This is a genomic window from uncultured Methylobacterium sp., assembly GCF_964251405.1.
In the GTDB taxonomy this organism is placed as follows: domain Bacteria; phylum Pseudomonadota; class Alphaproteobacteria; order Rhizobiales; family Beijerinckiaceae; genus Methylobacterium.
The window spans coordinates 31,536-51,510 of the sequence record NZ_CAXUJR010000016.1 but is presented as its reverse complement, the minus strand read 5'-3'; the positions used below and the strand labels follow the sequence as shown (position 1 = coordinate 51,510).

The 19,975-nt window shown below is 68.9% G+C and carries 19 protein-coding genes and 1 other RNA gene; 9 read left to right on the top strand and 11 right to left on the bottom strand.

Annotated features, from left to right (window positions below; all coding sequences use genetic code 11):
- The coding region (locus ACFE7U_RS05170) for a lyase family protein (RefSeq protein ID WP_375408662.1) at positions 1–941 on the bottom strand (941 nt) is incomplete at its 3' end.
- 141 nt (positions 942–1,082) lie between these two features.
- Here ACFE7U_RS05170 and ACFE7U_RS05165 point away from each other — a divergent pair.
- Positions 1,083–2,480 (top strand): cytochrome P450, encoded by a 1,398-nt coding sequence (locus tag ACFE7U_RS05165; protein WP_375408661.1) that lies wholly within the window; start codon positions 1,083–1,085, stop codon positions 2,478–2,480.
- 12 nt (positions 2,481–2,492) lie between these two features.
- Here ACFE7U_RS05165 and ACFE7U_RS05160 read toward each other — a convergent pair whose 3' ends face one another.
- Positions 2,493–3,170 carry an SspB family protein gene (locus ACFE7U_RS05160; protein ID WP_375408660.1) on the bottom strand — a complete coding sequence of 226 codons (678 nt, stop codon included), beginning with the start codon at positions 3,168–3,170 and terminating at the stop codon, positions 2,493–2,495.
- Positions 3,171–3,239: 69 nt separating this feature from the next.
- Positions 3,240–3,627: a transfer-messenger RNA gene (gene ssrA, locus ACFE7U_RS05155) on the bottom strand.
- A 66-nt stretch (positions 3,628–3,693) separates the two neighbouring features.
- On the opposite strand from ssrA, the gene ACFE7U_RS05150 reads away from it, so the two are divergent.
- From ACFE7U_RS05150 to ACFE7U_RS05125, 6 genes are all read left to right on the top strand, one after another.
- A complete protein-coding gene (locus ACFE7U_RS05150) occupies positions 3,694–4,509 on the top strand; it encodes a lysostaphin resistance A-like protein (protein WP_375408659.1) in 816 nt (271 codons plus the stop codon).
- Between the two features lie 55 nt (positions 4,510–4,564).
- Entirely contained in the window at positions 4,565–5,359 is a 795-nt protein-coding gene (locus tag ACFE7U_RS05145; protein WP_375408658.1) for a thymidylate synthase, read from the top strand.
- A gap of 11 nt (positions 5,360–5,370) precedes the next feature.
- Positions 5,371–5,874: a dihydrofolate reductase gene (locus ACFE7U_RS05140; RefSeq protein ID WP_375408657.1), complete on the top strand. Its 504-nt coding sequence runs from the start codon at positions 5,371–5,373 to the stop codon at positions 5,872–5,874.
- A gap of 205 nt (positions 5,875–6,079) precedes the next feature.
- Positions 6,080–7,252, top strand: coding sequence for an FtsH protease activity modulator HflK (gene hflK, locus ACFE7U_RS05135; protein WP_375408656.1), 1,173 nt, complete (start codon positions 6,080–6,082; stop codon positions 7,250–7,252).
- A complete protein-coding gene (gene hflC, locus ACFE7U_RS05130; RefSeq protein ID WP_375408655.1) occupies positions 7,249–8,202 on the top strand; it encodes a protease modulator HflC in 954 nt (317 codons plus the stop codon). Before hflK ends, hflC begins: the two co-directional genes overlap by 4 nt.
- A gap of 149 nt (positions 8,203–8,351) precedes the next feature.
- Positions 8,352–9,896, top strand: a complete 1,545-nt coding sequence (locus ACFE7U_RS05125) for a Do family serine endopeptidase (RefSeq protein WP_375408654.1) — start codon at positions 8,352–8,354, stop codon at positions 9,894–9,896.
- A gap of 44 nt (positions 9,897–9,940) precedes the next feature.
- Here ACFE7U_RS05125 and serB read toward each other — a convergent pair whose 3' ends face one another.
- A complete protein-coding gene (gene serB / locus ACFE7U_RS05120) occupies positions 9,941–10,837 on the bottom strand; it encodes a phosphoserine phosphatase SerB (protein ID WP_375408653.1) in 897 nt (298 codons plus the stop codon).
- A 17-nt stretch (positions 10,838–10,854) separates the two neighbouring features.
- Here serB and miaA point away from each other — a divergent pair, with 17 nt between their 5' ends.
- Positions 10,855–11,829, top strand: a complete 975-nt coding sequence (gene miaA / locus ACFE7U_RS05115) for a tRNA (adenosine(37)-N6)-dimethylallyltransferase MiaA (RefSeq protein ID WP_375408652.1) — start codon at positions 10,855–10,857, stop codon at positions 11,827–11,829.
- On the opposite strand, the gene ACFE7U_RS05110 is transcribed toward miaA, so the two are convergent.
- Together ACFE7U_RS05110 and moaA are read right to left on the bottom strand one after the other, a co-directional pair.
- Positions 11,807–12,673 (bottom strand): NAD(P)-dependent oxidoreductase, encoded by an 867-nt coding sequence (locus tag ACFE7U_RS05110; protein WP_375408651.1) that lies wholly within the window; start codon positions 12,671–12,673, stop codon positions 11,807–11,809. The two genes, miaA and ACFE7U_RS05110, sit on opposite strands and share 23 nt — an antisense overlap.
- Positions 12,674–12,750: 77 nt before the next feature.
- Positions 12,751–13,776, bottom strand: a complete 1,026-nt coding sequence (moaA, locus tag ACFE7U_RS05105; RefSeq protein ID WP_375408650.1) for a GTP 3',8-cyclase MoaA — start codon at positions 13,774–13,776, stop codon at positions 12,751–12,753.
- A gap of 144 nt (positions 13,777–13,920) precedes the next feature.
- Here moaA and ACFE7U_RS05100 point away from each other — a divergent pair, with 144 nt between their 5' ends.
- Positions 13,921–14,397 (top strand): gamma-butyrobetaine hydroxylase-like domain-containing protein, encoded by a 477-nt coding sequence (locus ACFE7U_RS05100; RefSeq protein WP_375408649.1) that lies wholly within the window; start codon positions 13,921–13,923, stop codon positions 14,395–14,397.
- Between the two features lie 209 nt (positions 14,398–14,606).
- Here the strand turns inward: ACFE7U_RS05100 and ACFE7U_RS05095 are convergent, their stop codons facing one another.
- The 5 genes from ACFE7U_RS05095 to ACFE7U_RS05075 all read right to left on the bottom strand — a co-directional run.
- Positions 14,607–15,260 (bottom strand): L,D-transpeptidase, encoded by a 654-nt coding sequence (locus ACFE7U_RS05095; RefSeq protein WP_375408648.1) that lies wholly within the window; start codon positions 15,258–15,260, stop codon positions 14,607–14,609.
- 202 nt (positions 15,261–15,462) lie between these two features.
- Positions 15,463–16,320 carry a carboxylating nicotinate-nucleotide diphosphorylase gene (nadC, locus tag ACFE7U_RS05090; RefSeq protein ID WP_375408647.1) on the bottom strand — a complete coding sequence of 286 codons (858 nt, stop codon included), beginning with the start codon at positions 16,318–16,320 and terminating at the stop codon, positions 15,463–15,465.
- 16 nt (positions 16,321–16,336) lie between these two features.
- The gene (locus ACFE7U_RS05085; protein ID WP_375408646.1) at positions 16,337–17,878 is read right to left on the bottom strand and encodes an L-aspartate oxidase; all 1,542 of its coding nucleotides are present in this window, start codon (positions 17,876–17,878) and stop codon (positions 16,337–16,339) included.
- Positions 17,875–18,891, bottom strand: a complete 1,017-nt coding sequence (gene nadA, locus ACFE7U_RS05080; RefSeq protein ID WP_375408645.1) for a quinolinate synthase NadA — start codon at positions 18,889–18,891, stop codon at positions 17,875–17,877. Before nadA ends, ACFE7U_RS05085 begins: the two co-directional genes overlap by 4 nt.
- A gap of 139 nt (positions 18,892–19,030) precedes the next feature.
- The coding region (locus ACFE7U_RS05075; RefSeq protein WP_375408644.1) for a hypothetical protein at positions 19,031–19,975 on the bottom strand (945 nt) is incomplete at its 5' end.

Genomic DNA, 19,975 nt, shown 5'->3' with positions numbered 1-19,975 from the left:
ATCTCGCCGAGGCCCGAGCGCGGACCGGAGCCCATCAGGCGGATGTCGTTGGCGATCTTGAAGAGACCGCTCGCTAGGGCCGTGAGCGCGCCTTGCGTGAACACCATGGCGTCGTGGGTCGCCAGTGCTTCGAACTTGTTGTCGGCGCTGGTGAAGGGCAGGCCGGTCAGCTCGGCGACCTTGGCGGCGAACTGTTCGGCGAACTCGGGATGCGCGTTCAAGCCCGTCCCGACCGCGGTGCCGCCCTGCGCCAGCGCGAGCAGGCCCGGCATGGTCGCGGCGATGCGCGAGCCGCCCAGCGCCACCTGCGCGGCGTAGCCCGAGAATTCCTGGCCCAGCGTCACCGGGGTCGCGTCCTGCAGATGCGTGCGGCCGATCTTGACGATGTCGGAGAATGCCTTGGCCTTGGCGTCGAGCGCGCCGTGGAGATGGGTCAGCGCCGGCATCAGCCTGTTCTGGATCTCGCGGGCGGCGGCGATGTGCATCGCCGTCGGGAAGGTGTCGTTCGAGGACTGGCCGCGGTTGACGTGATCGTTGGGATGGACCGGCGACTTGCCGCCGCGCTTGCCGCCAAGCCGCTCGTTGGCGAGGCTCGCGATCACCTCGTTGGCGTTCATGTTGGACTGCGTGCCGGAGCCCGTCTGCCAGACGACGAGCGGGAACTCGTCCTCGTAGCGACCCTCCACGACCTCGGCCGCCGATGCGGCGATGGCCTCGGCCACCGCCGGGTCGAGCCCTCCGAGGTCCCGGTTCACCAGGGCGGCGGCCTGCTTGACGAGTCCGAGCGCGTGAACGAGGGGCGCCGGCATGCGCTCGGTGCCGATCTTGAAGTTCTGGATCGAGCGCTGGGTCTGGGCGCCCCAGTAGCGATGCGCCGGGACCTCGATCGGCCCGAAGGTGTCCGATTCGGTGCGGGTGGCGAGGTTTTCCTGCGGCGACATCGTGGCCTCTTAGGTCGGGGATCGTGCGACCCTACTTACCGGGTGCCGGCGTTCAGCGCGATGCCACTCTGGCATCGCGCTGCAACAACGGCACGGTTCCGTTTCGGTCCCGAAACCCATCTCCGTTCGAGGATGTCGTCGATGGTGTCAGGCACGAGCCTCAGCGCGGATCCGGTCGTCCGGTTCCGCCCGACGGTGCCGCGCCCCTTGCGCGAGCAACCGGGCCTGTTCGCGTTCCTCAAGGCGGTGCGGTCCAACCCCATCACCACTTGGCTGGAGGACCATTTCATCCAGCCCGTGGTGGCGGGAGAGGGGGCGCTCGGCCGGGTCACGGTGGTGAGCGATCCCGCGTTGATCCGCTACCTCTACGTCGACAACGCCGCGAACTATCGCAAGGACGACCTCCAGCGTCGGGTGCTGGCACCGGGCCTCGGCAACGGCCTTCTCACCGCGGAGGGCGAGGAATGGCGCCTGCAGCGGCGCACCCTGGCGCCGATCTTCTCTCCGCGCCACGTCCTCGGATTCGCCGAGGCCATGAACGCGGCCGGCGCCAAGATCGCGCGCCGCCTGTCCCGCCGCGACGGAACCACCGTCGACGTCGCCCTGGAGATGACGCGCGTCACCCTGGACGTGCTCGAGCGGACGATCTTCACGAGCGGATTGTCGAGCGAGCCCGACGCCCTCGGGCGGGCGATCACCCGTTTCCTCGAATCAATCGGGCCGATCGACCCCCTCGACGTGTTCGGCCTGCCGGGATTCCTGCCGCGCATCGGCCGCATCCGGGCACGCCCGGCGATCCGCTTCTTCGAGGAGGTGGTGGACGAGTTGATCGCCCGGCGGCGCGCGCTCATCGCCGCCGGCGACGCTCCGGCCGATCTCCTCACCCTCCTGCTCGAAGCGCAGGACCCCGAGACCGGCAAGGGCCTCACCGACCTCGAAGTGAAGGCCAACATCGTCACCTTCCTGGCGGCCGGTCACGAGACCACCGCCAACGCCCTGACCTGGGCGCTCTATTGCCTGTCACAGGACGCCTCCACGGTGAGGCGTCTGGAGGAGGAGGTCGACGCCGCGGCGGACGAGGGCGGTCACTTCGACGTCCAGCGCCTGCCCTTCGCCAAGGCGGTGATGGAGGAGACGATGCGGCTGTTCCCGCCCGTCCCCTTCATGAGCCGGCAGGCCATCGCGGAGGACCGGATCGGCCGCATCAAGATCCCGCGCAACTCGCTGGTGATGGTGGCGCCCTACGTCCTCCATCGCCACCGGACGCTCTGGGACGATCCCGAGGCGTTCGTGCCCGACCGGTTCCTGGGGGAGAACCGCAACGCAATCCCGCGCTTCGCCTACCTCCCCTTCGGCGCCGGGCCGCGGGTCTGCATCGGCCAGAGCTTCTCGCTGCAGGAGGCGGCCCTGGTGCTCGCCCATCTCGTGCGGGCGGTGCGGTTCACCCTGCCGGAGGGTCATGCGCCCGTGGTGCCGCTGCAACGGGTGACGTTGCGGCCGGAGAACGGCCTGCGGATGGGGGTGACGCGGCGGGCCTGAACCGGCCGCCGCTCAGCTCTTCTTGCGGAAAGCGTCGAGGCTGACGACCTCTGCGCTGCTCTCCGGCGGCGCGGAGCCCTCGGAGTCGGTGTCCGGCTTCTTCCCCACAGGACGGGCAGACTTCGAGGCCTCGGCATTCTGCGCGGCGGGAAGGAGCTTCGGCACGGTGGTTCCGATCGCCGGAAGGCTCTGACCGGCGGCGTTGCCCTGCCCCACGTTGCCTTGCCCAACGACCTTGGGCTTCATCTCGGTCGGTTCCGACGCGGCACCGCGCGGCGCGCCCATCCCGGCCGACGACGGCTGGTTCTCGGCCTCCCCGCTCTCCTCCGACCCGTCGTTCAGGTCGAACTTCAGTCCAAACTGAACTGAGGGGTCGAAGAATCCCGTGAGGGCATCGAAGGGAACGAGCAGCCGCTCGGGTACCCCGGAGAACGACAGCCCGACCTCGAAGGTGTGCTCGGTGACGCCGAGGTCCCAGAACTGGTGCTGGAGGACGATGGTCATGTCCTGCGGATACTTCTCCCGCAGGCGCTGAGAGATCCGCACGCCCGGCGCTTCGGTCCGGAACGAGACGTAGAAGTGATGCTCGCCGGACAATCCCTCGCGGGCGGCGTCGGTGAGGACCTTCCGCACGACCCCGCGCAGCGCATCCTGCACCAGAAGATCGTAACGGATGAGATCGTCTGCCATCGTCGGTCGCCCTGCCCGGTGCCTTCCGGTCGTTCCGCGCGTTCGGGCGCACCGGGTATTCGAAACTCGAGTGAAGGCTTCTGTTGCCAGGTGCCTCCGAACCCCGCCTATCCGATGCTAACCGGTAGGACTTTGGTTTGGTATTGGGGACCGCTTACGCAGCCACCGCCACCGGAGCAAAGTTGTCATTGGCAACTATTGCAGAGGCCCGATAACGGCGGAACCATGCCGAGCGAAAGCTCAACCTTTACGCCCTCATCGATCCTATTTCGCCCCCGCCGAAACCCAAGGACACGGCCCTTGTGCGGACGTTGCGTCCAAAGGCCCTGGGTCTTGGTGGAGGCGCCGGGTACCGCCCCCGGGTCCGATAGGTTTATTTCGAAGACCGTTTATCGCCATAGCCTGCCTTGCGACCGGCAAATGGAATATAGAGGGAGTCCGGCCGGTTTTGAAGCCCGATCGTTGGACGATCACGCCTGATGCCGCGGCTGTTGCCGGAAACGCGCAACCGCGCGCTCTCGCTGTGCCGGACCTCGCCACGCCGGACGCGGTGATCGCCGCCGCTTCGCCTGAGCGTGCGCCATCCTTCGGCGTTCGACTCCTCGGTCTCGGCGCCATCACGCTCCTGGCGCTTCTCTACCTCGCCGTGGCCAGCGTCCTCGCCCTCATCCTCGTGCGGGTCGGCGGCGACCTCATCGACGGAATCGATCCGTTCCTCGCCCAGAACCAGCGACCCCGCCTGTTCCCGCGGCAATTGGCCTTGCGCGAGCTCGCCGTCGACATCCTGCGACAGGTGCTGCTGGCCGCCCTGGTGGTCGGGACGGTCCTGTGGCGGGATCGCGGTGGGTGGCGCCGCACCCTCGGCTTCGCGCGCGGCACGACGGCCCCCGGGTTGCCGGCCGGACGCCTGCTCATGATCCTGCTGGCCTGGCCGTTCCTGCACATCCTCTGGGTCACCGCGACGGCAGAACTCTTCGCCGCACCCTTCGCCCGTCACGTGACCCTGGCGCGCGGCATGCCCCCCTCCGCGGTCGCGGCCTGGCTCCTCTACGTCACGCTCCTGGCGCCGGTCGCCGAGGAGATCCTCATGCGCGGCGAGATCTTCGCCAAGGCGCGGCGGTTCCTGGGTCCGGCCGGCGCGATCGTGGCCACGGCGCTGCTGTTCGCCTTCGCCCACGTCTCCCAGGCGGGGATCGCGCGTCCGGTCTCGCTGCTGCCGCTGGCCCTGATGCTCGGATGGCTGCGCTGGCGGACGGACCGGCTCTGGCCGTGCATCGTCCTCCACGGCTGGAGCAACCTCGCCATCCTGGTCTACGTACTGTGGCCGTCCCCGACGTGACGATGGCCTTGCGAGGCCGTTCGCGCTATCGGCACCGCCCGGAGCGGGGTTCACGATGATCGCCTATCACGAGCTGCTGTCGCGGATCCTCGATCACGGGGTGCGCAAGGACGACCGGACCGGCACCGGCACGCTCTCGGTGTTCGGGCACCAGATGCGGTTCGATCTGACGCAAGGTTTTCCCCTCGTCACCACGAAGCAGCTGCACCTGCGCTCGATCATCCACGAATTGCTGTGGTTCCTCTCGGGCAACACCAATGTCCGCGCGCTCCAGGCCGAGGGCGTCACGATCTGGGACGAGTGGGCCGACGAGGCCGGAGAACTCGGGCCGGTCTACGGCCGGCAATGGCGGTCCTGGGCGGCTCCCGACGGCGGCTCCATCGACCAGATTGCCTGGGTGCTCGACGAGATCCGGCGCAACCCGGATTCCCGGCGCCTCGTCGTCTCCGCCTGGAACCCGGCCGATCTCGACCGGATGGCGCTGGCACCCTGCCACTGCCTGTTCCAGTTCTACGTCGCCGACGGACGCTTGTCCTGCCAGCTCTATCAGCGTTCGGCCGACGTCTTCCTCGGCGTTCCCTTCAACATCGCCTCCTACGCTCTCCTCACCGCGATGATCGCGCAGGTCGTCGGACTGGAGCCCGGAGACTTCGTCCACACGTTGGGCGATGCCCACCTCTACCTCAACCACCTCGATCAGGCCCGTCTTCAGCTCTCGCGCGAGCCGCGCGCCCTGCCTCGCCTCGCCCTGAACCCGGAGGTTCGCGACCTCTTCGCCTTCCGCTTCGACGACATCGCGATCCGCGATTACGCGCCGCACCCGGCGATCCGCGCGCCGATCGCGATCTAACGGGAGTCCAAATGCAGCCTCCATCCTCTCCGCGCATCGTCGTGATCGCCGCGGTGGCACGCAACGGCGTCATCGGGCGCAACAACCAGTTGATCTGGCGACTGCGCAGCGACCTCCAGCGGTTCAAGGCCCTGACCATGGGCAAGCCGCTGCTGATGGGTCGCAAGACCTTCGACTCCATCGGCCGTCCCCTGCCGGGCCGGCGCACCCTCGTCCTGACGCGCGACCGCGCGTTCTCCATCGAAGGCGTGACCGCGGTCCATGATTGGGCGGAGGCCGTGGCGGCGGCGGGCACGCACGACCTCATGGTCGCGGGCGGGGCGGAGATCTACGCCCTCGCCTTGCCCAGGGCCGACATGATCCACCTGACCGAGGTCGAGGCGAGCCCAGACGGCGACACGTTGTTTCCGCCCTTCGAGCGGCGCGATTTCCGCGAGATCGGGCGCGAACCGCACCCTGCGGGCGAGCACGACGCGCATCCCTTCAGCTTCGTCGACCTGATCCGCGAGCGCTGATGCGTTCACCTTGACCCGCGACCCATTGTGCAGAACCGCATGGTCAAGGTTGCCTTTGCCCGCGGGCGTGCCCACTTCCGAGCCTTGACAGGACTGAGCGGCGGCACGCAGGTGCTGAGCGTCGGGTATCCCGACCGGTGGGTCGTCCGTACCGAGATGATCCCGTCGATACACGACGCTGCTTGAGTAGGAGAGATCGGCCAGCATGCCTTGGAGCAATCAGAGCGGCGGCAGCGGCGGCAACGGGGGAGGGCCCTGGGGGCGCGGTGGCGGCGGCAATGGCGGCGGCCCCTGGGGCAGCGGCGGTGGCGGTGGCGGCAAGACGCCGCCGGATCTCGAGGATCTTCTGCGACGGGGCCAGGATCGCCTGCGCGGCGTCATGCCCGGCGGAAGCATGGGCGGTGGACGCGGCGTTCTCGTCGCGGCCGGTCTCGCCCTCGGCGCCTGGCTGCTCACCGGCTTCTACAAGGTCGAGCCGCAGCAGGTCGGCATCGAGACGATCTTCGGCCGCTACACGAGCACGACCAGCGACGGCCTGCACTACAACTTTCCCTATCCGATCGGCAGCGTCGAGAAGCCCAATGTCGGGCAGGTGAACAGCGTCGCCGTCGGCTATCGTCCGGGCGTCGGCGCGCAGAGCCGCGGCCGCGACGTCGGCGAAGAGAGCCTGATGCTCACCGGCGACGAGAACATCGTCGATCTCGACTTCGAGGTGCAGTGGCGCGTCAATCCGCTGAAGGCCTCCGATTACGTCTTCAACCTCGCCAACCCCGAGGGCACCATCAAGGCCATCGCCGAGAGCGCGATGCGCGAGGTGGTGGGCCGGCGCAACATCCAGCCGATCCTGACCAATGAGCAGTCGAGCGTGGCCCAGGAAGTCAAGGAGATCACCCAGAAGGCGCTCGACGAATACGGCGCCGGCGTGCGCATCGAGGTGGTCCAGCTCGTGAGCGTGAACCCGCCCCCGGAGGTCCGGCCCGCCTTCATCGACGTGAATGCCGCCCAGCAGGATGCCGAACGCGTCCAGAACGAAGCCGGCACCTATGCGAGCAGCGTGGTGCCCCAGGCCCGTGGCCGAGCCTCGCAGATCGTGCAGGCGGCGGAAGCCTATCGGACCCAGGCCACCGCCGAGGCGACCGGCCAGGCCGCGCGCTTCCAGCAGGTCTACGACTCCTACAGGATCGCCCCGGTCATCAGCCGTGAACGCATCTTCCTCGAGACGATGGAGCGCGTCCTGGGTTCGGTGAACAAGGTCATCATCGACCAGGGCGGCGGTGGTGTCGCCGGAACCACGGCGGCCGGTGTGCTGCCGGTCCTGCCCTTGACGGAATTCGGGCGCCAGAGCCCCGGCTCGACGGCAGGGGGAGTCGCACGATGAACGGCCAGGTCATCCGCACGGGCGCCGCGATCATCGCGGCCGCGATCGCCGTCGCCCTCTACGCCTCGGTCTTCACCGTCGGGCAGATGCAACAGGCGCTCGTCCTGCAGCTCGGCCGCGTGCGCGCCGTGCTCAACCAGACCGGCACCGACAAGCCCGGGCTGTATTTCAAAATCCCGTTCGTCGAGAACGTCGTCATCTTCGACAAGCGCGTCCTCGACCTGGACCTGCCGGTCCAGACCCTGCTGACGGCCGACCGGCAGAACCTCGAAGTGGACGCCTTCGCGCGCTACCGGATCCTCGATCCGCTGAAATTCTACCAGTCGGCCAACAATGTCTCCCGCGCCAACACGCTGCTGGCCAGCTTTACGAACTCGGCCCTGCGCAACGTGCTGGCCCGTTCGACCCGTGACGCCATCGTGCGGACCGGCCGTGCGAGCTTGATGAACGAGATCCAGGAAGACGTGAACCGTCAGGCCAAGGATCTCGGCGTCCAGATCGTCGACTTGCGCATGACACGGGTCGACCTTCCGCCGCAGAATTCCACCGCGGTCTACGAGCGCATGAAGACCGAGCGGAAGCGCGAGGCCGCCGATATCCGCGCCAACGGCGACCAGAAGGCCGCAACGATCAAGGCCAAGGCCGACCGCGACGTGACGGTGCTCCTGTCGGAAGCCAACCAGACGTCCGAGACCCTTCGGGGCCAGGGAGACGCCGACAAGAACCGCATTCTTGCCGAGGCCTACGGAAAGGACGCGGACTTCTTCAGCTTCTACCGGTCGATGCAGGCCTACGAGGCCGGCCTGAAGGGCTCGGATACCCGGCTCGTGATCAGCCCGAATTCGGACTTCTTCCGCTACTTCAGCGATCCGCAGGGACGTGCTCCCGGCACCGCTCCGCGGGCGAGCCGCGATCCCGGCTCCACCGGGTCGACCGCACCCGCGCGCTGAGGCCAGCATCCGGGGTGGCGCCGCCTGGACGGCGCCATCTCGGACGGACGGGCCTGTGGCCGCGGCGGAACGCGGCAGGGCGCCGGTTCCCCTTGATCGCGGCTCGGGCAGGACGATCTATAGGCATCGTTTCAATCGAGAGGTCGATCATGGTTTCCGTCGCGAGCGCCGCGAAGGCACCCCCTGCCCACGGTTTCCGCCTACGGACCCGCGCGGCCCTGGCCGGACTCGCCTTCGGATCCTCCGTCGCCTTCGCGGCGTTGCCGGTGCCCGCCTTCGCGAAGGGTCCGGAATCGCTGGCGGATCTTGCCGATCAGGTGACCGACGCGGTCGTGAACATCTCGGCCTCCACGACGGTGGAGTCACGGCCTCCGACGAGCCGCACCCTGCCGCAACTTCCGCCCGGCACGCCGTTCGAGGATCTGTTCGAGGATTTCTTCAACAAGCGCGGTCAACGGGGCGGTGGCGGCGGTGAGCGCAGCGAGGGCGAGAGCCCCCGTCAGCAGCGCAAGTCGAACTCCCTGGGCTCCGGCTTCATCATCGACGCTTCGGGCATCGTCGTGACCAACAACCACGTCATCGGCGACGCCAACGACATCCAGGTCATCCTGCATAACGGCACCAAGCTGAAGGCCGAGATCATCGGCAAGGATCCGAAGCTCGATCTCGCCGTGCTCCGAGTGAAGCCCGAGGCCGACAAGCCGCTCCGGGCCGTGCCGCTCGGCGATTCGGACAAGATGCGTCCGGGCGACTGGGTGATCGCCATCGGCAACCCGTTCGGCCTCGGCGGATCGGTCTCGGCCGGCATCGTCTCGGCGCGCGGCCGCAACATCGAGTCCGGCCCCTACGACAACTATCTCCAGACGGATGCGGCCATCAACAAGGGCAATTCCGGCGGACCGTTGTTCAACATGAACGGCGAGGTCATCGGCATTAACACCGCCATCCTGTCGCCCACCGGCGGCTCGGTCGGCATCGGCTTCGCGGTCCCGACCGGCACCGCCGGACCGGTGATCCAGCAATTGCGCGACTTCGGCGAGGTCCGGCGCGGCTGGCTCGGCGTTCGCATCCAGAACGTTGACGATGTCACCGCCGATGCGCTCGGCCTCAAGGGCGGCGCGAAGGGCGCGCTGATCGCCGGGATCGACGAGAAGGGCCCGGCCAAGTCCTCGGGTCTCGAGGTCGGCGACGTCATCACCCGCTTCAACGGGACCGTCGTGCAGTCCTCCGGCGACCTCCCCCGAATCGTCGCCGCGACGCCGGTGGGCAAGACGGTCGAGGTCATCGTGGTGCGGAAGGGTCAGGAGGCGACGAAATCCGTGACCCTCGGCCGTCTCGAGGACAACGAGAAGCCGCAGCTCGCCAATGTCCGCCAGCCGGAGGCGGAAAGTGTCACTCGCCAGGCGCTCGGCCTCAGCCTGTCGGGCATCACCGACGAGCTTCGCCGCCGCTACAGCATCAAGGACACCCTCAAGGGCGTCGTGGTGACCAAGGTCGACCCCAACTCCACGGCCTCGGACAAGCAGATCAAGCCGGGCGAGGTCATCGTCGAGGTCGGGCAGGAAGCGGTGAGCAACCCTGCCGACGTGACCAAGCGCGTCGATCAGATCAAGAAGGAAGGCCGCAAGTCGGTGCTGCTGCTGGTGGCGTCGGCGACCGGGGACGTGCGCTTCGTCGCAATCGGGCTGGAGTAGCGACCGACCTGCTCAGACGCTTCCGAAGTGACCGGAAGCCCTGATCAGTCGACGAACTCGCTCGCCGCATAGCCCTGCAGGTACAGGAGGGCGGTGAGGTCGCCGTGCTCGATCTGCACTCGCGCGGCGGCAGCGACCTTGGGCTTGGCGCGAAAGGCGACGCCGAGCCCCGCCTCTCCCAGCATGTCGAGGTCGTTGGCGCCGTCTCCGACGGCCAGCGTCTCGGCCGGATCGAGGCCTAAGCGCGAGCGCAGGGCGATCAGTGTCGCCCGCTTCGTCTCCTTGCCGACGATCGGTTCTTCGACGGTTCCGGTGAGACGCCCGTCGCGGACGCCCAGCGTGGTGGCATGCGCCTCGTCGAAACCGATCATCGCGGCGATCGGCCCGGTGAACAGCGTGAAGCCGCCCGAGACCAGGCACGTATGGGCGCCATGGGCCTTCAGGGTCTGAACCAGTATCCGGCCGCCGGGCGTCCGGGTGATCCGCTCGCGGATCAGCGCGTCGATCGTGTCCAGCGGAAGGTCGCGCAGCAGGGCCACCCGCTCGCGCAGGGCCGGCTCGAAGGCGATCTCGCCGCGCATCGCCCGCTCGGTGATGGCCGAGACGCGCGCGCGCAGGCCGATAGTGTCGGCGAGCTCGTCGATGCATTCCTGCTCGATCATGGTGGAATCCATGTCGGCAAGGAAGAGTCGCTTGCGGCGATGGCGCCCGCCCGGCAGCACCGCGACGTCGATGGGCTCGGCGGCGAAGGCGGCCCGCAGGCGTCGGGCCAGGGCCGGAGCCGCCGCGGCGTCACCGGGCACGAGGAGTTCCGCCGCGACCTCGCCGTGGAGGATACGCGGCTGATGATCGGTGGCGAGCACGGCGCGGGCTTCGGCCAGGACCGCATCCGTGATGGCGGGGCGGCGCTCGTTTGCTATCAGGGTCGCAACGAGGGTCATCCGGGAGCATCCCCATCTTGCCGCCGCCCGACGAAGAACGGCCCGCGCCGTCGCAGCCCGAAGGTCGACCGTCCGCGATCCTCATTGCAGGGCCGACCGCCTCGGGCAAGTCGGGCCTCGCCCTGGAACTGGCGCGCCGACTTGCGGGTGTCGTCGTCAATACCGATTCGATGCAGGTCTATGCCGACCTGCGGCGTCTGTCGGCCCGCCCGAGCGCCGAGGAGGAGGGCGCGGTTCCGCACCGGCTCTATGGGCATGTCGACGGAGCGGTGAATTATTCGGCCGGCCATTTCGCCCGTGAGGCGGGGACCCTCATCGCCGAACTCGCGACATCCGACACGATCCCGATCTTCGTGGGCGGCACCGGCTTGTATTTCCGGGCCCTGGAGGAGGGCTTGTCCGATCTTCCCGCCGTGCCGGACGCGGTTCGCGCCGAGATCCGCGACTGGGCGCAGAATCGGCCGACCGAGGCGCTGCATGCCGCACTCGCCGTCAAGGACCCGGTCGGCGCCGAAGCCTTGCGGCCGAGCGATCGTGCCCGCGTGATGCGCGCGCTCGAGGTCTTCGCCGCGACCGGCCGCCCGCTTGCCGCGTTCCTGGGCCTGCGCCGGCCCGGACCCCTCGCGGGCAAGCCGCTCGTCAAGCTCTTCCTGGCGCCTGACCGCGACGTGCTGCGGCAGCGCATCGATGCCCGCTTCATCGCCATGGTGGAAGAAGGCGCCCTCGACGAGGTCGCAAGGCTCGCCGAGCGCCGCCTCGATCCGCTGCTTCCGATCATGAGAGCGCACGGGGTGCCGGGACTGATCGCCCATCTGCACGGTGAGATCGGGCGAGACGAGGCGATCCGGCGCGGCCAGGCCGATACCCGCCGCTACGCCAAGCGTCAGTTCACGTGGTTCCGACACCAGATGGGGGCCGACTGGCGCTGGACCGACCCGGACGACGCCCTCGACCTCGCATGGTCGCTCCTCAGCGCTGCAGGCGCGCGATGAGGCTCGACGTATCCCAGCGGTGGCCGCCCATCGACTGGACGTCGGCGTAGAACTGGTCGACGAGGGCAGCGACGGGGAGTTGCGCGCCGTTGCGCCGGGCCTCGGCCAGGACGATGCCGAGGTCCTTGCGCATCCAGTCGACGGCAAAGCCGAAATCGAACTTGTCGGCGTTCATCGTCTTGCCGCGGTTCTCCATCTGCCAGGAGCCGGCCGCACCCTTCGAGATCACGTCGAGGACCCCTTCGACGTCGAGGTTCGCGTGCTTGGCGAAGTGGATCGCTTCGGCCAGCCCCTGGACGACGCCCGCGATGGCGATCTGGTTGACCATCTTGGTCAGCTGGCCTGAACCCACCGGCCCCATCAGCCGCGAGGCCTTGGCGAAGGAGAGGATCGCCGGCTCGGCCGCCGCGTAGGTCTCGGCCTCGCCGCCGCACATGACCGTGAGGGTACCGTTCTCGGCCCCGGCCTGGCCACCGGAGACCGGAGCATCGATGAAGCCGATGCCGGCCTTCGCCGCCACGGCCGACAGGGCGCGGGCGATCTCGGCGGAGGCCGTGGTGTGGTCGACGAAGATCGTCCCCGGCTGCATGCCGGCGAAGGCGCCATCCTCACCCTGGACCACGCCGCGCAGGTCGTCGTCGTTGCCGACGCAGGCGAAGACGATTTCGCAGCCCTCGGCGGCTTCGCGCGGCGTCTCCCTAAAGGTGCCGCCATGGCGGGCAACCCAGGCTTCGCCCTTGGCTCTGGTGCGGTTATAGACGGTGACGTCGTGACCCTTGGCGGCAAGGTGGCCGGCCATGGGGCCACCCATCACCCCGAGCCCCAGGAATGCGACCTTCGCCATGACCATCTTCACCCATTAGGAATACTGGACGCGGTCTAGGTTCGAAGTCGTGGAGCGTCAAACCCGGGGGAGATCGTTCAGCCGCCGGTCACGCTCATGTGGCGTGGGACCGCCGCGGGCCGCGCCCGCTCGATGACGAAGTCGTGGCCCTTGGGCTTCCTGGCGATGGCGTCGATGACCGCCTGCGTGACGAGGGCGTCGTCGGGGGAGGCCCGCAGGGCCGATCGCAGGTCGGCGGCGTCTTCTTGGCCGAGGCACATGTAAAGCTTGCCGGTGCAGGTGAGGCGCACCCGGTTGCAGCTCTCGCAGAAATTATGCGTCAGCGGCGTGATGAAGCCGAGGCGCCCGCCCGTCTCAGCGATGCGGACATAGCGTGCCGGGCCACCGGTGCGGTCCGGGAGCGGCACCATGGTGAAGCGGCTCTCCAGGCGTGCCCGCGCGACCGAGAGCGGCAGGAACTGGTCCGTGCGGTCACCCTCGATCTCGCCCAGGGGCATCACCTCGATCAGCGTCATGTCCATGCCGTCGCCATGCGCCCAGGCGATCATGTCGGCGAGCTCGTCCTCGTTGACGCCCTTGAGCGCCACGGCGTTGATCTTGACCTTGAGCCCAGCCTTGCGCGCCGTCTCGATCCCGTCGAGCACCACCTTGAGGTCGCCGCGCCGGGTCACCGCCCGGAACTTTGCGGGGTCGAGCGTATCGAGGGACACGTTGACGCGCTTCACACCCATGGCCGCGAGTTCACCGGCGAAGCGGCCGAGCTGCGTCCCGTTGGTGGTCAGCGTCAGCTCGTCGAGAGCGCCGCTGTCGAGGTGGCGGGAAAGGCGGCGGAACAGGTGCAGGATGTCGCGCCGCACCAGCGGCTCGCCGCCGGTGATCCGGAGCTTGCGCACGCCGCGCCCGACGAAGACGGCGCAGAGCCGGTCGAGTTCCTCCAGCGAGAGCAGGTCGCCCTTGGGCAGGAACGTCATGTCGTCGGACATGCAGTAGACGCAGCGCAGGTCGCATCGATCGGTCACCGAGATGCGCAGATACGTGATCGCCCGCTCGAACGGGTCGATCAGCGGGGCGGTCACACTGGGGACGGCGTAGGGAACGCCCATGCTGGACTCGGGACTCTTGCCGGAGGAAATTTCGGGGGCGTGGTCGCGTGACGAACCTAGCATGACCAGCCATATGAGGTCTCGCGCCCCTGTGGGCAAGCGCGCGCGCCGCGCGGCTGGGTTACGCGGGTCGAGGAGGTCGCCATGAGCCAACAGATCGTCGAGCGTCAGGATGTTCCGGCGAATTCCGAGCGCTGGCCGACCGAGATCCGCCTGTCGGGCGACAAGCGGACCCTCAACGTCGCCTTCGAGGATGGCGGCCGCTTCGCGCTCCCGGCCGAGTATCTCAGGGTGTCGAGCCCCTCGGCCGAAGTGCAGGGCCATTCCCCGTCCGAGCGCAAGGTGATCGGCGGCAAGATCGACGTGGCGATCCTGGCCGTGGAGCCGGTGGGCAACTACGCCGTGAAGCTCACCTTCGACGACATGCACGATACCGGCCTGTTCGGCTGGGCCTACCTCTACGACCTCGGGCGCGAATACCGGAAGCGCTGGCCGACCTATCTGGCGGAACTGGAGGAGCGGGGTTTGAGCCGGGAGCCGGCGAAGCGGTCGGCGGCGAAGCCTGTGGCAGCCAAGCCAGACGGGGAGGGGAGTTGCGGAAGCGGATGTGGGTGCCACTGAGTATAGAGCGCGACTTTGGTCATTCCGGGTCGCCGCAGGCGAGCCCGGAACCCAGAAACGCAGGTGGCGTCAACGTGACTGTAAGGTCCGCCTCATCGAAGAGCCTAATTCCGAGTGGCCGGATCTGTATGACACTTTCAACCGCTGATCCGCTAACGCAAAAAGGGCCGGCGTTCCCGCCGACCCCGTTTCACCATCACATAACATTTTCAGCGCTGGACGATGACCTTCGTACCGACCTTGGCGCGGGTATAGAGATCGGCCACGTCGTCGTTGGTCATGCGGATGCAGCCCGACGAGACGGCAGTGCCGATCGTCTCCGGCTCGTTGGAGCCGTGGATGCGGTAGATTGAGCCGCCGAGATACATGGCGCGTGCGCCGAGCGGATTCTCGATGCCGCCCTTCATGAAGCGCGGCAGGTCGGGGCGGCGGCGCAGCATCTCGGCCGGGGGACGCCAATCCGGCCATTCGCGCTTCATCGTCACCGTCTGCACGCCGCCCCAGGTGAAGCCGGGACGGCCGACGCCGACGCCGTAGCGCAGGGCCTGGCCGTTGCCCATCACGTAGTACAGGCGACGCTCGGCGGTGGAGACCACGATGGTGCCGGCGCCATACGGGCCGTTATACGCCACCGTCTCGCGCTGAATCGCCGACATCTGCGGTACGGCGGAGGCCAGCGGGTCGGACGGGCTGAGCGACACGCTCGCCGTCGGAACCGGCTCGTTCTGCGGACGCACCCGGACCATGAGGGCGTTGTCGAGGGGCTGGCGGGTGAGAGGGTCGATCTCATAGGCCGCAGCGGGCGCGGCCCATGCGCTCGTCATGCAGGCGAGCCCCGTCAGGGCGGTTGCGAAACGACGCATCAAGGCCTCTCGAAAACGGGCGATAATCTTTAGGGAAACTCGGTGGCGGCAGCGACGCAACATACCGCAACGAGCATCGCCAAGACGTAAACGCCCCCCGCCTAAAGCCAAGGTCAAATCGCGCTGCAGCAACACTCGCCCCACCGACGTGACTCTGTGGCAACAGTGTGGCGGCTTGGCTTTAGGAATCTAGCCGCAAGAGTCAGCTCGCGTCGAGGCCGAGATCGATGATCGGTGCGCTGTGGGTGATCCAGCCGCACGAGATGAGATCGACCCCGGAGGCCGCCACGGCGCCCACCGTCTCGCGGGTGATCCGGCCCGACGCCTCGGCGAGCGCCCGGCCCGCGATCATCGCAACGGCGCGCGCCAGTTGCTCGGGACTCATGTTGTCGAGGAGCACGGCATCAGCGCCGACCGACAGAGCCTGTTCGAGTTGGTCGAGGGTATCGACCTCGACTTCGATCTTCACGAGATGACCGGCCCGGGCCCTGGCACGGGTGATCGCCGGCACGATGCCGCCGGCCACGGCCACGTGGTTGTCCTTGATCAGCACGGCGTCGTCGAGGCCGAAGCGGTGGTTGGAGCCGCCGCCGGCGCGCACAGCATGCTTCTCCAGGGCGCGCAGGCCCGGCGTGGTCTTGCGGGTGCAGACGATGCTGGCCTTGCCGTGCGGGCGGGCAGCCTCGACGAGGCCGTGCGTGGCGGTGGCCACCCCCGACATCCGGCAGAGCAGGTTGAGGGCGACGCGCTCGGCGGTCAGGATGGCACGCGCCGGGCCGGATAGCCGCAGCACGACGTCGCCGGGGCCGACGAGGGCGCCGTCGCCGCGCTCGACCACGACCTCGACGGCGGGATCGATCAGCGCGAAGGCGATCGCGGCGGCGTCGACACCGGAGATCACGCCGTTCTGGCGGGCGGCGATGACGCCGTCGAGCCGGGCGCTCGCCGGCACGATGGCGTCGGTGGTGATGTCGCCGGCTCGGCCCAGGTCTTCGAGGAGCGCCGCGCGGACGATCGGCTCCACGAGGAGGCGGGGGAGGGGTGGGAGGTCGTCGCGCATCGGTTTGCCCCTCTTCTCAGGCGTCGACGGTCGCGGCTTCGGCGAGACTCTCTGCCGAGGCCCATACCTGCGCCAGCGTCGTCTCGGTGTGGCCGGGCGCAGTCTGCTCGGGGTGATCGCTGCGCCAATGGGCGCCGCGGCTCTCGGTCCGCGCCAGGGCCGAGGCCGCGACGATCAGCCCGGTGAGGGCCGAGTCGCAGCCGTACCGGGCAGCGGGCGCGAGGCGTCTCACCGCCTCGGTCAAGCCTTCCGCATCGCGCACGACCCCGACCCGGCTTTCCATGAGCGCGCGCAGGCCCGCGAGATCGGAGACGGGCCGCGCCTCCTCGCAGAGTAGCGGTGATGCGCTCCGGGGCGCTGCCGCCGCGATCGCCCCGGCGATCCGCGGAGCGAAGGCGAGGGCTTCCAGCAACGAATTGCTGGCGAGCCGGTTGGCGCCATGCAGGCCGGTCGAGGCGACTTCGCCACAGGCGTAGAGGCCCGGCACAGACGATGCCCCGGCGTCGTCCACTTTGACGCCGCCCATGTGGTAGTGCGCCGCCGGCCGCACCGGGATCGGCTGGCGCTGCGGGTCGATGCCGGCGGCGGCGCACAGGCCCGCCACGGTCGGAAACCGGCTCGCCATGCGCAGGCCGAGTGCGCCACGGCAATCGAGAAAGACCTCGGCACCGCGCCCTTGTGCCTGGAAGATGGCGCGAGCCACCACGTCGCGCGGGGCAAGGTCGCCGCCGCTGATGCCGGCCATGACCGGCGTTCCGTCCCCATCGACGAGCCGCGCGCCCTCGCCGCGAAGGGCCTCGGTGGCGAGCGGCATCGGGTCGGCGCCGGTGGCGATGGCGGTGGGGTGGAACTGCACGAACTCCATGTCGCGCATCACCGCACCCGCCCGTGCCGCCAAGGCGAGGCCGCGGCCGGTGGCACCACGCGGGTTGGTCGTCGAGGCATAGAGCGCGCCGACACCGCCGGTGGCCAGCACCACGGCACGGGCGGGCATCGGAAAGATCGCGCCGTCGTGCTCACAGACCACGCCGGCGACGCCGCCCTGTCCATCCCGGATCAGGTCGCGGACCGAGGCGACGACGATCTCGATCGAGGGCGTCGCCATCGCGGCCCGCACCAGCGTCTCGAGCACGGCACGCCCGGTGGAGTCGCCCCCTGCGCGGACGATGCGGCGGCGGGAATGCGCCGCCTCCAGCCCGAGCGCGAGGGCGCCGTCCCCATCGCGGTCGAACGGCGCGCCGAGGTTGACGAGCCAGTCGATCAGGCCCGGTCCGGCCTCCGTGACGCGTCGCGCCACGGCCGGATCGGTGAGGCCGGCTCCGGCGGCCCCGGTATCGGCCGCGTGCAGGGCCGGTGCGTCGTCTTCGGCGATCGCGGCGGCGATCCCGCCCTGAGCCCAGCCGGTGGCGGTGCCGAAGCCGAGCGGTGAGGCCGTCACCACGGTCACCGGCAGCGGCGCGAGGCGCAGGGCCGTGGCGAGACCGGCGACGCCGGCCCCGACCACGACGACGCGGTCCACCCCCAGGGGGCGGACGGGAAAGCGGGACGGTGCGTTCATCGCGGACGCACCGCGAGCATGCGCTCCACCGCGGCGCGCGCGCGCTCGGCGAGTTCCGGTTCCACCGTGACCTCGTGGGTCAGGGTCTCCAGGGCGTGGCGGATGTTCTTGAGGGAGATGCGCTTCATGTGCGGGCACATGTTGCAGGGCTTGATGAACTCGATGTCGGGGTTGGCCACCGCGATGTTGTCGGCCATCGAGCACTCGGTCACGAGGACCACCTGGGCCGGGCGCTTGTCCGTGACGAAGTTCATCATCATCGCGGTCGAGCCGGAGAAATCCGATTCCGCGACCACGTCCGGCGGGCATTCGGGGTGAGCGATCACCGTGATGCCCGGATAGGCGTCGCGGACTTCGCGGATGTCGGCGGGGGTGAAGCGCTCGTGGACCTCGCAATGGCCGGCCCAGGTCAGGATCTCGACCTCCGGCACCAGCGCCTGGACGTTCTGGGCCAGGAACTCGTCGGGGATCATGAGCACGCGGGGCGCATTCAGCGACCGCACAACGTCGACGGCGTTGCCCGAGGTGCAGCAGATGTCCGATTCCGCCTTCACGGCGGCGGAGGTGTTGACGTAGGTCACGATCGGTACGCCGGGATGCTTCAACCGCAGGCCGCGGACATCCGCGGCCGTGATCGAATCGGCGAGTGAGCAGCCGGCGCGCAGGTCCGGGATGAGGACCGTCTTGCTCGGATTCAGGAGCTTGGCCGTCTCGGCCATGAAGTGTACGCCGGCGAGCACGATCACGTCGGCATCCACCGTCACCGCCTCGCGGGCGAGCGCCAGGCTGTCGCCGACGATATCGGCCACGGTGTGGAAGATCTCGGGCGCCTGATAGTTGTGGGCGAGGATGACGGCGTTGCGCGCCTTCTTGAGCGCCAGGATCGCCTCGACGTCTCCGGCGAGCGCCGGCCACTCGATCGCCGGGACATGCCGGCTGACCCGATCGTAGATCTGCGGCAGGGGAAAAGCCGCGGACGAGATCCGGCTCGCCGGGAGCGTGGTGGCCGCCATGAACGCCTCCTCACTTATGCTCAAATTGAGCATTGTGCCGACTAACGTAGGATGCGGGGCGGCGCTTGTCTAGATATGCTGGAACTGAGCATAACAATTTTGCGACGCAACAATTCGCGGGCGTACCGGTGCCGTCGCCTCAGGTGGAACGACGCGACGGGGTGAGCCGGAAACCCGGGGCCGGCCGCTCGAGAAGAACCTCCCGGCGAAACCGCACGAGGCGGGCCGGGCGCCCGGTGGTGCCGCTGGTGACGTCGTCCGTCTCCTCCACGAGGCCCTGCTGCACGACGAGGCGCCGAAAGTTCTGCTTGTGCAGTTCGGTGCCCGAGAGCGCCTCCACCGTTCGCTGCAGCTGGAACAGGGTGAAGGTCGGCGGCATCAGCTCGAACACCACCGGACGATACTTGATCTTGCCGCGCATGCGCCCGATCGCGGTGGCGAGCACCCGGCGGTGGTCGAAGGCCATGGGCTGTCCGGTGACGGCGATCTCCGAACAGCGGGCCTCGCCGGGCTGACCCTGCGCCTCGGGAATCAGGCCGGCCTCGAACAGGAGTTCGTAGCGTTCGAGCACGCGCTCCTCGTTCCAGGCGCCGCCGCACAGGCCGAAAGTGAGGCCGAGCCGGTCCTCGCGCCGCCGCTTGAGCTTCGGGTCGCCGGTCTCGTCGGCCCAGGCCAGGAGCTTCGCTTCGATCTCGCCGAGCGCGTCGGGCCGGCCGGAGCGCCAGTCCTCCCAGGGCAGGTAGCGGTACCAGTTGCGCCAGGACGCTTCCGCGAGCCCCGCCGGGCGCATCTCGCGGACGAGGGCGAGATACGCCACCGACAGCGAGTGAAGCCCCCCCAAAGCGTCTCCCTGCCGGTCGCGGTCGCCGAAGGTGTAGAGCTGCTCGACATAGCCCAGGCGCTGATGCGTCTGGCGCTCGACCCAGGCGCGCAGACCGCGCTCCAGGGTGGGATGCTCGGGTACCAGAGGGCCGTAGGGGAGGCCGTCCTGCCGGCCCGGTGCCTGGCCCGGCACCTGGACCGTCAGCGCCCGCGGCTCGCCGTCCGTCGCCGCGACGATGACCGCCACGAGCCCGACCGCCGA

Bases quoted from the DNA above. Each gene is read 5' to 3' on its own strand.
- ACFE7U_RS05165 (WP_375408661.1), top strand. From the start codon at position 1,083: ATGGTGTCAGGCACGAGCCTCAGCGCGGATCCGGTCGTCCGGTTCCGC.
- ACFE7U_RS05160 (WP_375408660.1), bottom strand. From the start codon at position 3,170: ATGGCAGACGATCTCATCCGTTACGATCTTCTGGTGCAGGATGCGCTG.
- ACFE7U_RS05145 (WP_375408658.1), top strand. From the start codon at position 4,565: ATGATCGCCTATCACGAGCTGCTGTCGCGGATCCTCGATCACGGGGTG.
- ACFE7U_RS05140 (WP_375408657.1), top strand. From the start codon at position 5,371: ATGCAGCCTCCATCCTCTCCGCGCATCGTCGTGATCGCCGCGGTGGCA.
- hflK (WP_375408656.1), top strand. From the start codon at position 6,080: ATGCCTTGGAGCAATCAGAGCGGCGGCAGCGGCGGCAACGGGGGAGGG.
- hflC (WP_375408655.1), top strand. From the start codon at position 7,249: ATGAACGGCCAGGTCATCCGCACGGGCGCCGCGATCATCGCGGCCGCG.
- ACFE7U_RS05125 (WP_375408654.1), top strand. From the start codon at position 8,352: ATGGTTTCCGTCGCGAGCGCCGCGAAGGCACCCCCTGCCCACGGTTTC.
- serB (WP_375408653.1), bottom strand. From the start codon at position 10,837: ATGACCCTCGTTGCGACCCTGATAGCAAACGAGCGCCGCCCCGCCATC.
- ACFE7U_RS05110 (WP_375408651.1), bottom strand. From the start codon at position 12,673: ATGGCGAAGGTCGCATTCCTGGGGCTCGGGGTGATGGGTGGCCCCATG.
- moaA (WP_375408650.1), bottom strand. From the start codon at position 13,776: ATGGGCGTTCCCTACGCCGTCCCCAGTGTGACCGCCCCGCTGATCGAC.
- ACFE7U_RS05100 (WP_375408649.1), top strand. From the start codon at position 13,921: ATGAGCCAACAGATCGTCGAGCGTCAGGATGTTCCGGCGAATTCCGAG.
- ACFE7U_RS05095 (WP_375408648.1), bottom strand. From the start codon at position 15,260: ATGCGTCGTTTCGCAACCGCCCTGACGGGGCTCGCCTGCATGACGAGC.
- nadC (WP_375408647.1), bottom strand. From the start codon at position 16,320: ATGCGCGACGACCTCCCACCCCTCCCCCGCCTCCTCGTGGAGCCGATC.
- ACFE7U_RS05085 (WP_375408646.1), bottom strand. From the start codon at position 17,878: ATGAACGCACCGTCCCGCTTTCCCGTCCGCCCCCTGGGGGTGGACCGC.
- nadA (WP_375408645.1), bottom strand. From the start codon at position 18,891: ATGGCGGCCACCACGCTCCCGGCGAGCCGGATCTCGTCCGCGGCTTTT.